The sequence below is a fragment of the Thioclava pacifica DSM 10166 genome, from assembly GCF_000714535.1.
GTDB lineage: Bacteria > Pseudomonadota > Alphaproteobacteria > Rhodobacterales > Rhodobacteraceae > Thioclava > Thioclava pacifica.
This window is the reverse complement of sequence record NZ_AUND01000016.1, coordinates 1-11,729: the sequence shown is the minus strand read 5'-3', so window position 1 is coordinate 11,729 and position 11,729 is coordinate 1. Positions and strand designations below refer to the sequence as shown.

General features: G+C 61.8%; 16 protein-coding genes. 2 read left to right on the top strand and 14 right to left on the bottom strand.

What is annotated here, in order from left to right:
- Positions 1 to 128 precede the first annotated feature (128 nt).
- Together TP2_RS09155 and TP2_RS17990 are read left to right on the top strand one after the other, a co-directional pair.
- Positions 129 to 605 carry a hypothetical protein gene (locus TP2_RS09155; RefSeq protein WP_157617088.1) on the top strand — a complete coding sequence of 159 codons (477 nt, stop codon included), beginning with the start codon at positions 129 to 131 and terminating at the stop codon, positions 603 to 605.
- 246 nt (positions 606 to 851) lie between these two features.
- On the top strand, positions 852 to 1,193 hold the full coding sequence (locus TP2_RS17990; RefSeq protein WP_051692409.1) for a hypothetical protein: 342 nt from the start codon (positions 852 to 854) through the stop codon (positions 1,191 to 1,193).
- Here the strand turns inward: TP2_RS17990 and TP2_RS09145 are convergent.
- From TP2_RS09145 to TP2_RS09075, 14 genes are all read right to left on the bottom strand, one after another.
- On the bottom strand, positions 1,190 to 1,672 hold the full coding sequence (locus TP2_RS09145) for an RING finger protein (protein WP_038076445.1): 483 nt from the start codon (positions 1,670 to 1,672) through the stop codon (positions 1,190 to 1,192). The genes TP2_RS17990 and TP2_RS09145 overlap by 4 nt on opposite strands.
- Positions 1,673 to 1,787: 115 nt before the next feature.
- The gene (locus TP2_RS09140; RefSeq protein ID WP_157617087.1) at positions 1,788 to 2,180 is read right to left on the bottom strand and encodes a hypothetical protein; all 393 of its coding nucleotides are present in this window, start codon (positions 2,178 to 2,180) and stop codon (positions 1,788 to 1,790) included.
- A gap of 35 nt (positions 2,181 to 2,215) precedes the next feature.
- Complete coding sequence (locus tag TP2_RS09135; RefSeq protein WP_038076438.1) at positions 2,216 to 3,250, bottom strand: major capsid protein; 1,035 nt, start codon at positions 3,248 to 3,250, stop codon at positions 2,216 to 2,218.
- A gap of 10 nt (positions 3,251 to 3,260) precedes the next feature.
- Positions 3,261 to 3,470, bottom strand: a complete 210-nt coding sequence (locus TP2_RS09130) for a hypothetical protein (protein WP_038076434.1) — start codon at positions 3,468 to 3,470, stop codon at positions 3,261 to 3,263.
- A 71-nt stretch (positions 3,471 to 3,541) separates the two neighbouring features.
- Positions 3,542 to 5,857 (bottom strand): phage tail tape measure protein, encoded by a 2,316-nt coding sequence (locus TP2_RS17985; RefSeq protein WP_051692407.1) that lies wholly within the window; start codon positions 5,855 to 5,857, stop codon positions 3,542 to 3,544.
- The gene (locus TP2_RS09120; RefSeq protein ID WP_038076432.1) at positions 5,854 to 6,147 is read right to left on the bottom strand and encodes a hypothetical protein; all 294 of its coding nucleotides are present in this window, start codon (positions 6,145 to 6,147) and stop codon (positions 5,854 to 5,856) included. Before TP2_RS09120 ends, TP2_RS17985 begins: the two co-directional genes overlap by 4 nt.
- The gene (locus TP2_RS09115; protein WP_038076430.1) at positions 6,144 to 6,617 is read right to left on the bottom strand and encodes a hypothetical protein; all 474 of its coding nucleotides are present in this window, start codon (positions 6,615 to 6,617) and stop codon (positions 6,144 to 6,146) included. Before TP2_RS09115 ends, TP2_RS09120 begins: the two co-directional genes overlap by 4 nt.
- Positions 6,618 to 6,924: 307 nt before the next feature.
- Complete coding sequence (locus tag TP2_RS17980) at positions 6,925 to 7,407, bottom strand: hypothetical protein (protein ID WP_157617086.1); 483 nt, start codon at positions 7,405 to 7,407, stop codon at positions 6,925 to 6,927.
- 25 nt (positions 7,408 to 7,432) lie between these two features.
- The gene (locus TP2_RS09105; RefSeq protein ID WP_038076427.1) at positions 7,433 to 7,855 is read right to left on the bottom strand and encodes a hypothetical protein; all 423 of its coding nucleotides are present in this window, start codon (positions 7,853 to 7,855) and stop codon (positions 7,433 to 7,435) included.
- A 505-nt stretch (positions 7,856 to 8,360) separates the two neighbouring features.
- Positions 8,361 to 8,897, bottom strand: coding sequence for a helix-turn-helix domain-containing protein (locus TP2_RS09095; RefSeq protein ID WP_038076423.1), 537 nt, complete (start codon positions 8,895 to 8,897; stop codon positions 8,361 to 8,363).
- Complete coding sequence (locus TP2_RS09090) at positions 8,894 to 9,289, bottom strand: helix-turn-helix transcriptional regulator (protein ID WP_038076422.1); 396 nt, start codon at positions 9,287 to 9,289, stop codon at positions 8,894 to 8,896. Before TP2_RS09090 ends, TP2_RS09095 begins: the two co-directional genes overlap by 4 nt.
- On the bottom strand, positions 9,286 to 9,522 hold the full coding sequence (locus tag TP2_RS18290; protein WP_169739519.1) for a helix-turn-helix transcriptional regulator: 237 nt from the start codon (positions 9,520 to 9,522) through the stop codon (positions 9,286 to 9,288). The genes TP2_RS09090 and TP2_RS18290 overlap by 4 nt, the downstream gene beginning before the upstream one ends.
- An 88-nt stretch (positions 9,523 to 9,610) precedes the next feature.
- Positions 9,611 to 10,285, bottom strand: a complete 675-nt coding sequence (locus TP2_RS09080; RefSeq protein WP_038076418.1) for a hypothetical protein — start codon at positions 10,283 to 10,285, stop codon at positions 9,611 to 9,613.
- Complete coding sequence (locus TP2_RS09075; protein WP_038076416.1) at positions 10,285 to 11,538, bottom strand: tyrosine-type recombinase/integrase; 1,254 nt, start codon at positions 11,536 to 11,538, stop codon at positions 10,285 to 10,287. Before TP2_RS09075 ends, TP2_RS09080 begins: the two co-directional genes overlap by 1 nt.
- Positions 11,539 to 11,729 lie beyond the last annotated feature (191 nt).

Genomic DNA, 11,729 nt, shown 5'->3' with positions numbered 1-11,729 from the left:
ACCGCCGGAGCCAAAAATCCCTGATATGGCAGAGACTTATGAGATTGCCCCTTCGGGGGCTTTTCTCGTTTTTGCTCCGGGGTAACGTCTGGGGTAACAAAATCTCTTTAGGTTTGGAGGTTTGTCCCATGTCTGCTCTTGAGATCGCGCGCAACGTTCTGCCGCTTCTGCTCGGCACTATTGGCACTGTCCTTTCGATCTACAATTTTTTGGATGCGCGACGGAAAAGCGCGCGCAATTTGCAGCTGTCGATCAACTCCGCGGTGCCTGCTTACCATGACGGGCACGTGGGCGATCCCCTTTTCCAAGTCACCGCCACTAATACCGGCCATCGGAATGTGACCGTCACGAACCTCGGCTTAGAGCTGCCGGGAAACAGGACCTTGGCACTTATGCGGTCGTATCCGGGTTTCGCAGACACGGCCACGCCGACCACCTTGTCGGATGGAGAAATCGCCACGCGACATTTTGGCTACCGCGATCTCGCGGAAGCGATCCGCACAACGGACCTTCCAGCAAAGGTCCGCATCAAACCATTTGCAGTCGATTCCGCTGGCAAGCGGCACTATGGCGATCCATTGGAGTTCGACGCAGGGAATTGGTGACCATCCGCGGCTGCAAGACCTCGCTTCTGCGTTCCGACGCGATAGATGTTTCAGCTAATTCAGCGTGCCGATTCGACGCATCTTCTCCGCACCCTGTTGGGAAATTTCCAACCCTCCAGGAGCGACAGTTCAACCTCCGCAAAAGGCCGTTGGAAAAGCTCCAATATCAAAGTTGGAAATCTTCCAACAATTTGACATATAATGTTTTTTTCTGGATCATCGAGGGTGCAAGCAGAGGAGAAAACCATGCACCCGATGAACACCGAAACCGCCGCAGAACTGACCACCGCCACCTTCTCAACCTCGCCGTTTATGGCCGATATCGCCGCCCTGCCCGGTGTTGATCCTGCCCTCGTCGCGTTCCGCACCTGGGCAACGGCCCGCGAGGCCCTGCTTGATGATCGGCCTGAGGGTGAACAGGAAGCCGCCGCTTTCCGCGCCCTCGTCGAAACCAAGGCGTCGGGCCCCGCGGGGATTGCGGCGCTGGCTGCAGCGGTCAGGGAGGTGTTCGGGAATGACGAGCCGGTTCTCGATGCGCTCGTCGAGCAGATCATCGCCTCGGCGCAAGAACAAGCTTCGGAACGTTAGACGATACCTTTGCGACGTGGATTGGGGCGCTCGGCACTCTCCATATCGATCACCCCTTTACACACAGGACATTGGACCACGTATCCCGATGGCTGAAGGATAAATGCAAAGCCTTTCTCGAAGCACGTGGCGCATACCATGTGGTCAGCTTCCTGATCGCGGAACTCTTCCTTAAGTCTCCTTACAAACCCTCCCAGCGCCAGTTGCTGCAGCTCATATCTATGCAATTTCGAGTTACGTTGGTCCGCCTCTCTCGCTTTGTCCTGCGCATCTCTTAGAAGGCCGTTCATCTCCAAGAGCGCATTCTGAGCGCGAAACAGTCGCTCGTATAGATCAGACAATTCTTCGGGCGAAAGATGCGCTGGCTTGTCGTCTTTAGACCTTAGGCCGCGAACGTAATCCGTTCCGCCCCGGAGCAAGTCCAGCCCCTGTTTTCCCGCAACCAGAGCTTCACCAATCTCTTTGAGGCCAAAATCCATTCTATCACCATCAGTCATTCAACGATGGTCGCATAATGGGTCGCCTGGTACGCGCCAGCAAGAGGAGGGTTTCGTCGGCTTTTGGGCGGGGCCCGGCGGCCCCGCCCCCCCATCGTCAGCCTCGGGGCGCTGAGAGCCCCCGCAGACGGCGGGAGAGGCGCGAGAGGCCGCTGACATGCTCGCGCACCGCCGGGGGCAGCTCAGCGTCGATCCCGTCGAGCACGGCGACGATCTGGTCGGCGATCTCGAACTGCTCGACCATCAGGTCGCGGCGCTCGTCCGCATCGCGCTGAAGCTCGGCGCGGCGCTTCCAGACCACCTTCGAGTTCTTCCTGATGGTGCGCGATTTCTCGACGCGCTTATTTACCTCGTGCTCAATGATTCCGGCCACCGCCGCGCGCAGATCGACCTGCCCGCGCTTGATCTCGAACACGCCAGAGGCGGCGAGCTTGCGCGCCGTGTCTTCGGATCGCGCGATCACCCGGCAAAGGAAAGAAAGGGGCACCATCGGCGCCCCTTTCCCGCTGTCTTCAATCATCCCGCTCATGCCGCCGGATCAGCCTCGGAGGAGAGTTCGAACAGCAACTCGGGGCGCGAGCAATATTGCAGCGCATTCATTTGCACATCGATGTTCGCGCCTTTCTCGTTTGCCATCTGCCGGATCTTTGCCGTGAAGCGCTCGCCCTCGGTGTTGACCGTCTCCATGTAGTCGGCCGGGGCATAAGCGCTGATGAAGAGATCAGGGACGCCCAGCGGGAACACCCGGCATTCCGTCGGCGCGACGAAGGTCGCATCCGCGCCGCCGCGATAGTTCTCGAAGATGATCCCGCCGAAGGAAAACGCCGCATAGGCGCCGGGGGCTTCCTCATTGACGTAGCCCGACCGGAGGAAGGCGGCCTCGCTGGTCCCGCGGTAGGTTTCGCGCACCTCGGGGTGGGTGATGAGATCGTCGAAGAAAGTATCGCCGCAGAAAGCGTGAACCCCGGTCATCGGATATGCGCCGAGCTTGTCCATGATCTTCCGCACCACACCGGAACAGGCCCGGCGCAGCGCGCCGTCTGTCGCGGCACTGTTCGAGAGGTCCAGCCAGGTCTTGTCGGGAGCGGTCACCTCGAGCTCGTCGTAAAGGTTGAGGCTCGAACCATCGGCATACGTGACCACGCCCTTGATCGCGCCCATCCTGGCATGCTCTTCGGTCGCCAACAGGTTGTTGCGCGCGGCGAGCATCTTTTCGTAGACCGCCACCGTGACCGATTTCAGGGTCGCTTCGGTGCCGAATTCGCGCTTGTCCTGAATGCTCTCGGCATAAAAAGCATCATTCACCTCGAAATGCGGGACAGCGAGTTCGACGAGGCTGCGCTTTCCGTCTTTCACGGTCGATCCGGGGCCGCCCCGCGGACTGGGCGGGACCAGCTTGAGTTCGCCGTTCTTCTTCTCGATCGCGGTCTTCGTCGTCGAGATCGGTTTCGAGCGGAAAATGCCGAGCTTTTCGATCCGCGACGGGACGAAATTCTCTTCGTTCACGAGCGCCGAGAGGGTCGAAACGCTGAACGCGGGGTCGCTAAAACTTACCGTCATGATGGCCTCCTTATGCCAGATTGGGAGCGGCGCGCAGCTTCGCGAGCGCCTCGTCGGCGGGAACGCCATCGGTCGCCAGCTTCACCGCCAGTTCGGGGTTCGCCTTCCCTTCGGGAGAGCGAATGATTGCCTCAATGCGGGCAAGTGCGAGCGGCACAAGCTTTTTGAGATCGAGGGACGTATCCGCGGTTTCGGCCGCGGGACCGTTCTGAAGCGCCATTGCGGCCTCCTTCTTGTTCGGCGCGACCACCGCGGCCCGCCTTGTGAAATTTCGGTTGATTGGATGGGCCATCACATGCCCCCCGGCAGATCGGCCATGACGCCCGTGAGCGACATGCGCATTCTGTCTTCGAACTCACGCATGACTCGGTCCATCATCGACGCGAAGTCGCCGCCCCCTTGGATCACCGGGGCGAACGAGATGTGGATATCGCCGAAGCGAGCGCCACCACCTCCAGAGCCGTTAGGATGCACGAAGCCGCCGCGCGAAGGCGTCACCACCTCCGGCCCGTTCTCACCCACGAGATACGCGCCACCGGCACTCATCGGCCCGCCCTTGGCGCGCTTGCCCGAGAGCGGGAATTGGGAGGTGGCGGGCGCGGGCGCTTGCACCTGGGCGGAATAGGGAAGCGCGCGGAAGCTCTTCGCGAGGACCGCCAGACGAGAAATCGCCGCGTCGATGGAATACGTTCGAACCTTTGGCTCCACCGATACCGCGCCGAGCGCCTGAGCCGCCGCTTCTGCGTCCCGGATCTTCGTTTCGAGCTCTGCCAGATCGCCCTTTCGTGCGTCCAGTTGGTCGCGCAGCGGGGCGGCCATGACGGACGTCATGGGGCCGTTTCCGAGATTGTCGATATCGCCCTTTAGCTCTGCAATGGTGGCGCGCACGTCGACCGCCTCTGACCGGAGCAAAGCAACCTTCTCTCGTGCCGCCTCTGCCGGGATCTTCCCGCCCGAAGCGGCGGCATATTCCGCATCGACCGCCGCTTGACGCTGCGCGGGGGTGAGCGCGGCGAAGCCCGCCTCCGAGCGCTTGAGCATGTCGCTTTCGCTCTCTCCGGTCATTCGATCAGTGTTCGCGGTGGTGGGCGTCAGGGCGACGGTCGCCGCGAGGCCGATCCCGCCCCATTTCAGAGCAGCGAGGCGGCGCGCACGGGCGGCGGTCTTGGCTTCGAGTGCAGCAAGGGCGGCGTCGGCAGTCGCCGCCCCGGCCGAGACACTCGCGCCCATAGCGGTGGCGGCGCTCCCGACAAGGCCGAGACCGCGGGCCATCAAGGCGAGTGCCCCGCCCTTGCCCAGGAGCCCCACGAACCTGAGGACGCCAATGGCCCCCTTGAGTGCCACCAGACCCCCGACAACGGACATGATCCCAGCGGTGATCTGCGGATGGGCGTCGATCATATTGGCCATCGACTCCGCAATCGGAGCAAGCTTGTCCATCAGATCGGACAGGACAGGGAGAAGGGCCGAGCCGATCGTGATCTTCAGCTTCTCCATCGTATTGTCGAAGCGGCGCACCTTGGCATCGAAGGTCGCATTACGCACCTCGAATTCCTTGAACGCCGACCCGGCGTATTTCGACTCGTCGGCCACAAGGCCCATCGACGATTTCACGAGATCGAGGTTCGTCAGGAGCGGGCCCAGAGCCCGCGCCTCGTCGCCGAAGAGGTTGGACGAGACGGCCGCCTGCGTCTCCTTCGGGAGCTTCGAAATGCGCTCGAGAACGTCGATCGTCGTCGCGACCGCATCTTCCTGCATCCGCTTCGCGACTTTGCCAGCATCAAGACCGAGGTCGTTGAACGCCTGACGCTGACGCTTCGTGGCGCTCTCGCCCTTCGTCAGGGCGCGCCCCATGTTGCGGAAGCTGGTCGCCGCGACCTCGGCCGGAGCGCCGGAGGCGATCATTGCGGACGAGAAGGCCGCAACTTCTTTGGCCGAATAGCCATACTGTTTCGCGGTCGCGCCGACGCGCTTCATCACGTCGAGGATTTCGGCCGCGCTCGATGCCTGGCTGTTCGACAGGTAGTTCATCGCATCAGAGAGCGAGACGACCTCGTCGATCGACATCCCCATACCCGTCATCAGCTTCGCCATTCCGGCCCCGGCCTCGTCTGCCGAGATATCGAATGCGGTGCCGACCTTGGCCGCTGCCTCAGTGAACTTGGTGAGGTCTTCACCGGCAATCCCGGCTTGGCCCGCCGCCGCGGCAATGGCCGCAAGGCCGTTGACGCTGATCGGAACCTGCGTCGAGAGGTCCATCAGGTCCTTCTCGAACTGCTTGTATTCCTCGGGCGTCTTGAAGTTCACCACCTTCTTGACGTCGGCCATCGAGCTTTCGAACTCGCGGGCGGCTTGCACCGGGCCGCCGATCGCGCCTTTCAGCGCGTAATAGGCCCCGACGCTGTCGAGGATTCCCATTCTGGCCCTTGAAAGGGCGGCATCGTTGCGCGCGATCGCGGCGTGAAGCCGCTCCTGCACCGTGACGCCGCCCTTCGTGCTGTCGTTTACCGCGCTGTTCACGCCGCGGATGCTGCGTCCGATCCTCTTCGCCGACCCCGACACGCGGTCGATCATTTCGACGACAAGCTGCGAGGTTCTGCGGGTCATGGTGCTGCCCTCCTGAATTTCGCGACGACGGCGTCGACTTTTGCTTGGACGATATCGAGAACGTCGTTGACGTCGTCGATATCGAGTAACTCAGCAGTGGACGGGGGAAGTCCGGCGGCAACATCGATCGTGGATCGTGCGAGCTTCATGCTCGGCGGCGCGCTCTCGCTGAGCCGTTTCAATGCGACCACCTCGGCCGCTCCGACATTCAGAACCAGTGCCCGGATCGAGTGCTCGGAGCCGTCTTCGTGCTTGACGGCGATCGGGCAGGAAAGATTGAAGACTGTCATGGGCGCCCCTCAATCTTTTCACCCGTTTCGATGGAGGCTTTGGCCTTGCGAAGAGCGGCGTTTATGCGCTCGATGCCCGCAAGCGCCTCAGCCTTGATCAGAGATCGCACGGGGTCGTGGAACTTTGTGTGAATTTTGGCGAGCTCAATGGCGGTCATGTCGACCAGAAGGTCCATCGCTTCGCGCGCCTCCTTCTGGGGGATCATCTCGCGCATTCTGGCATCGAGCCGCAATTCGACCTCGCGCGCCTTCGCTTCGTCGATGCGCTGCCGGGTCGTCGGCACCTCGCGCGCCGCGACCTGATCCTCGAAGTATTGGGTAAAACCACGGAGAACCGAAGCGGTCGAGTAATACCCGCGCCGGGTGCGCTCGATCACGCCGCGAGCCGCAAGCTGCCGGACCCATCGTTCAGTTCGACCGGCAGCCTGAGCGATTTGCGCGCCGCTCATCTCTTGATCTGCCAGATTCATCACGACACCTCGCTTGCGGAAACGGAAACGAGTTTTTTTGGATCGGAAAAACGCAGCGATACCGGGGCCGCGGTGCGTCGCTGCAGGCCGAAAATCTGATACGGTCCCTTGACCGGGGGGTGGGTCGGGAGGAGGCCGCATCGGCCCCCTCCCCTCGGACGGCACAACGACGCGCCAGCAGGACACCGCCCGAATGACGTGCGCGGTCTCGCCCGCGCTGGCGCATGTTCGCGCGATAGAGCTCGCGCCGGGAACTGCCGCCCTGCGCGGGAAAGGGGTCTCGAAAACCCGCGCGAATTCTTCATGGTCACACCCCCAACGTCGCTCGGGGGTCGGCATCGGCCCGGCGCAGCACCTCGACGCCGCCATCCTCGGCCGCACGAATGAGGCTTTCTTCTTCGATCTCGGCAGCGAGGAGTTTGGCTTTGACCGCGTCGACCTTCTTCTGCCGTTCGGCGGGCGACATGGACTTGCGCGATCCGAGCGCCGCTTCGGCCTTCTCGATCACCAGAGCCCGCACCTGGTCGCGGGCCACGGCGACGATCAGCCCGAGCAGGTCGGCGTCGGTGAGCTCGGGCTTCCAGTTTGGCGCCCCGGCGGGGGAGACCAGACCGCGCACCGGCAGGGCGTCGCGCCCACGGTCGGCGAGGCGATCGAGCGCGGCGTCGAGAGCCTTCGCGATCTCCTTCTCGGGCGGGGCCGAGTTTTTCAGCTCGGCCAGTTCGGCCTTGTGGCGGTAAACCGTCGTGCGAGCTTGCTCGACCTTGGTCGCGGCCTCGATGCTTTTCAAATCGATCTTACGTCCGAACATTGGATTATTCATCTACTCGGCGATTTTTCGTTTCAATGGGGAGCGGGAGGCCCTTCTCCACCGCGTATTCGTGGGCCGTCTGATACGTCTGGGCGGCCTGCCGCGCGATCGCGCTGGCGCTCTCCGCGGCCTCCTTGGCGGCTTCGGCCTCGGGCTCAATCTCGGCGATACGCGCCTCGATCGCCTCGGCCTGTTTCGCCTGATCGCGCATTCCGCGCCCCTTCATGGTCTCGGCGATGCGCTTCCCCACGCTGCCGAGGTCGAGGTCAGCCGGTGCGATCTTGGCGAGGTCAGACCGCGCGGCGGCGAGAGCTCCGAGCAGTTCGTTTCGCCGCTTCGAGGCGGCGAGCGCCTCGGAGCGCTTCTTGTCACGGATATCGCGCAGCTTGGTCAGGTGCTTTCGGCTGTTGAATTTTGGATCTGGCATCGGTGGGGCTCCTCTTCGGCTTCCCCTGACGCTGCCCCTGATCCGAGCGCTCCGAAATTGCTAGGATAGGTAAACTAGCAATTGACACGCGCGAATTTGCCACGCGCTGGCCATCCATTTTCGACAAGAAGAGTGCGGAAAGCATCATAGCCGAGGATTGGCTTCGCCATTCCAGCGGCCCTGAGGCTGCGCAGATTCCAGACGATCGGCTCGATCCCTCGCCCACTCGGTTGCGCCTTGGAGTTCACCGCCCGAAAGGCCGATTTGATTTCCCCGTGGATCGAGAGGATCGACCGGTCGCGGTTCGGATCAAGGCGATCTGCGCAGGCGATCAGCGCTTCGTTTCGCACTCGACGCCGCTCGGCCGCAGGATCGTCTCTCGCCTCGGGCTTCGGCGGCGCGCTGGGCGAAAGCATCTTCGCGAGCTCCTCGCTCGTCACCTTATGAGCCCGAAGCAGCCGTTCGAGATCATGATCTAGGAGGATCGCCCTAGCCGGGTGCATCATCAGACCTCCGTCTCAGGATGAGGCGCGCCCAAGGGCGCCTCATCTGCCGCGACCTGTGATAATTCTTGCCCTTCAGAGTCTGGACCGTCTTCTCCGAACGTTTCGGCCCGACCAGCGTCGGAATCTATCCCTTTCCTGTTCGGCGGAACCGGCGTTCCGCCACTGAATTCAGCATCAGTGGCGGTATTGTCGTGCCGCCCGGTGCCGGAACCTGTGTTCCGCCCGGTGCCGGAACGGAGGTTCCGCCCGCTCTTGTTCACTACGCGGCCGAAAAGAACGTAATTGTTCGCCGCCTGCCCCCTTTCATTGGTTCGCTTTTCCGACCGGACGAGGCCAATATGTTCGAGGCCTCGCATCGCCTCCCGGGCAGCTCGATCGGTGACGCCAGCTTCATCGCCAATTCGCTTCATCGCAGGATTGCATTGCCCTGTTTTCCCGTTGTGATGGAAGCAGAGGACGTAGAGAACGAGCCGCTGGACCGGAGACATTTCGACCCCGCGCAGCGCCATTGCCCAGTTCATGGCTTTGATGCTCATTCCTGGCCCCCGCAGTCTTCCCATGCCGCAACCTCGGAGAGACGCCAAACACACTGCCCCGACGGCGTGCGAAACGACTTCGGAAATCCATCCTGATGCTGCACCGTGTTCCAGACTGTTCTCGCGCTCACGCCATAGCGTCGCCCAAGCTCGCGCGTTCCGATTAAGATCTCCTTCGCATCCTGCGCCGCTGCATCGGCCGCCTCTAGCGCGCCCCTTAGCGCATCCTGATCGATCGAACCGCCGTCACGCAGATCGCTCAGAGCATCTACCAATGCCCGAATGCCAGACCCGTATGGCAATTCGAGAAGCCGACGCGTGACGGCGTCGGCGAAGGCCTCCGGGTCGTGACCGGCGACTTTGCGGATCGCACTTCCCAATGTGCTGCTCATGCATCACCGCCATCCCCGTCAGTCGACGAACAGCGAACGGTTTTGATGCCTGCCCGTTTCTGTTGGAATTCGACGATCTCATTCTTGCGAAAGAACTTGCGATTGCCGATCACGATTGCCTTGGGGAATTCAAGACGATCGTCGTTCTCCCAGCGATAGAGCGCTGCGCGAGAAAGGCCGCCGAAGATTTCTCGGACTTGCCCCGAACTCATCAGTTGGTCTGGGTTGGACACGATGTTGCTCCTTTTGATCTCAACGTCTCGGAGCATCTCGAAAAGTAAACAAGCGATCAAAAAGGCATCTCGGAAACTTTTCCGAGTTTCATTCTTGCCAATGAATTCCGTCAGTTGAAGCATGCAAGCCGTGCTCACTCAGGACGTCGCGCATCATGGGGAGCAGCCATTCCCCCTCCCCGGATCCGATTTCGCCCTCGACGACATGGGCGACCGCCACGACAGCGGCTTTCTTGAGGTTGAAATCCTCCAACGGGAGAAGGTCAGCCAACAGCATCACGCGAACGAATTTCCGCCGGGCTTCATTTCTACTCGGTCGTGGGAACGCGGCCCGGGCGGCCGCTACCATCTGTTCGGCGGCGAGTTCCATTTCACGCGCCGCTTTGAGCGCCGGTGCCGCGGCGTCGAAAGCCCCGCAGGCAGCGAGATTGAGCCCTGCATCCGAGATGCCATCGAACCCGTGCGCGAGTTCCAACAGGTCTGCCCTGATCTTCTCGGCTTTCGCCCGGAACGATTTCGCGCTGGCGGCTGCGGTCTTCGCATCCTTGAGGGCTACCTTCGGCCGGCGAATCGAACGACAATATTGCAAAACTGAGTGGTCTAGCATCCAACGGTCGTGTGGGCTGCATCCGGTCACCGCCTCGGCGCCAACCTCTTCTTCGATCGCATCCCACGCAGCCTGTAGCGTTCGGCGCTCCTCTGCGGACAAGTTCGAGCGGTTGAGGAGTTCGTCATACTGGTCGAGGAACTTGTCATACTCCATCACCGCGCCCCCTCAATCCGCACCACGTTATCCGCCTTGCCGGTGACGATCTCCCGCACCAGCCGCGCCCAAGCGTTGAGAGCCTTTCGCTTTTCGTCCGCATAGTCGTGCCTCTGATAGACCGCGACGATCCCGCCGCCCGTGCCTGAGACGTGGTTCAATACGGCTTCGGTGACGCGCACGGGGATGCCAAGCCGCGCCATGCCGGTTGCCGCCGTGCGGCGCAGGTCGTGGAAGGTCCAGTGCGGAATTTCGACAGGCTCGCCCGTCTCCCGCTCGGCCACCTCGGCCATCTTCTCGGCCACATGGTTTCGGCCCTTGTGAAATCCGCTCAGAGGCGTTTCGCCGGTCGTGGTGTAGATCAGCCCCGGCTTGCCCTCGATCCGCGCCACGCCCGCCAGAACGTCGCGCACAGCCTTGGAGAGCGGCACGTCATGCGCCCGCCCGTTCTTCGTGCGCTTGGCGTCCAGATGCCATAGGTCGCCGCTCACCTCGTTATCGGTCATACCCGCCACCTCGCCCAGCCGCTGCCCGCTGAGTAACAGGGTTTGCGTGAACGGCCCCCACGGGAATCCCAGATCGTCGCAGGCTTGCCAAAGCCAACGGATTTCGTCGTCAGACAGCACGCGGTCGCGGCTCGTTTCCTTGGCCACAGGCTTCACGCCGGTCGCCGGATTCATCGGCAGAATGTCCCGCTCCACGCACCAGTTTAGGAACTTGGAGAGATAAGCCCTGACCCGGTTTGCCGTGACCACCCGCCCGCTGTCTGCGATCACGTCCAACAGGTCGATCACGTCGCGCTTGGTGATTTCGTGAATATCGCGATCGCCCCACTCCGCAGCGACGAAGCGGTCAAGCTCGCGCTTCACGGTCGCGCCTGATTTCAGGCTATTGAGGTGGCGTTTCTCGTATTGATCGAGCAGGGTCTTCACCTTGTCCCGATCAGATAGCTGCGCCTCGATCCTTGCCGCCTTCGTGCGCTTCTTCTCCGCAGACGGGTCTTTCCCGCGCTCAATCTTCTCCAGCGCTTCGGAAGCCGCGCTGCGCGCATCGGCGACGCCCATCAACGGCCATCGGCCGAGGGTCAGTTTCTTAGGCTTGCCAGCATGCCGATAGCGAAGCGCCCACGACTTAACCCCGCTGGATTGCACGACCAGGTAAAGACCGGCCAGCGCCGGATCGGGGAGCTCGTATCGCTTTTCCGGATCCGGCTTTGCGGCCTCAACGGCCTTGGTCGTAAGCGCCCTTGCCATAGTCAAATTGTCCTCTGGGGTAACACTGGGGTAACGTTTTTCGCTGACACGCTTCGATACCCTTTGATACGCTCGAAGCGTATCAAAGCGCAACAAATATCTGCTTAATAAGGATTTTTTCTCATTCAATCGCTACACTTTGCGACGCTTCGAGACACGTAGATTTTAGACTGTTAATCAATTGGTCGTAG

Bases quoted from the DNA above. Each gene is read 5' to 3' on its own strand.
- TP2_RS09135 (WP_038076438.1), bottom strand. From the start codon at position 3,250: ATGACGGTAAGTTTTAGCGACCCCGCGTTCAGCGTTTCGACCCTCTCG.
- TP2_RS09130 (WP_038076434.1), bottom strand. From the start codon at position 3,470: ATGGCGCTTCAGAACGGTCCCGCGGCCGAAACCGCGGATACGTCCCTC.
- TP2_RS17990 (WP_051692409.1), top strand. From the start codon at position 852: ATGCACCCGATGAACACCGAAACCGCCGCAGAACTGACCACCGCCACC.
- TP2_RS09095 (WP_038076423.1), bottom strand. From the start codon at position 8,897: ATGAGCATCAAAGCCATGAACTGGGCAATGGCGCTGCGCGGGGTCGAA.
- TP2_RS09140 (WP_157617087.1), bottom strand. From the start codon at position 2,180: ATGGTGCCCCTTTCTTTCCTTTGCCGGGTGATCGCGCGATCCGAAGAC.
- TP2_RS17985 (WP_051692407.1), bottom strand. From the start codon at position 5,857: ATGACCCGCAGAACCTCGCAGCTTGTCGTCGAAATGATCGACCGCGTG.
- TP2_RS09075 (WP_038076416.1), bottom strand. From the start codon at position 11,538: ATGGCAAGGGCGCTTACGACCAAGGCCGTTGAGGCCGCAAAGCCGGAT.
- TP2_RS09145 (WP_038076445.1), bottom strand. From the start codon at position 1,672: ATGGATTTTGGCCTCAAAGAGATTGGTGAAGCTCTGGTTGCGGGAAAA.
- TP2_RS09155 (WP_157617088.1), top strand. From the start codon at position 129: ATGTCTGCTCTTGAGATCGCGCGCAACGTTCTGCCGCTTCTGCTCGGC.
- TP2_RS09115 (WP_038076430.1), bottom strand. From the start codon at position 6,617: ATGAATCTGGCAGATCAAGAGATGAGCGGCGCGCAAATCGCTCAGGCT.
- TP2_RS09080 (WP_038076418.1), bottom strand. From the start codon at position 10,285: ATGGAGTATGACAAGTTCCTCGACCAGTATGACGAACTCCTCAACCGC.
- TP2_RS09105 (WP_038076427.1), bottom strand. From the start codon at position 7,855: ATGCCAGATCCAAAATTCAACAGCCGAAAGCACCTGACCAAGCTGCGC.
- TP2_RS09120 (WP_038076432.1), bottom strand. From the start codon at position 6,147: ATGACAGTCTTCAATCTTTCCTGCCCGATCGCCGTCAAGCACGAAGAC.
- TP2_RS09090 (WP_038076422.1), bottom strand. From the start codon at position 9,289: ATGAGCAGCACATTGGGAAGTGCGATCCGCAAAGTCGCCGGTCACGAC.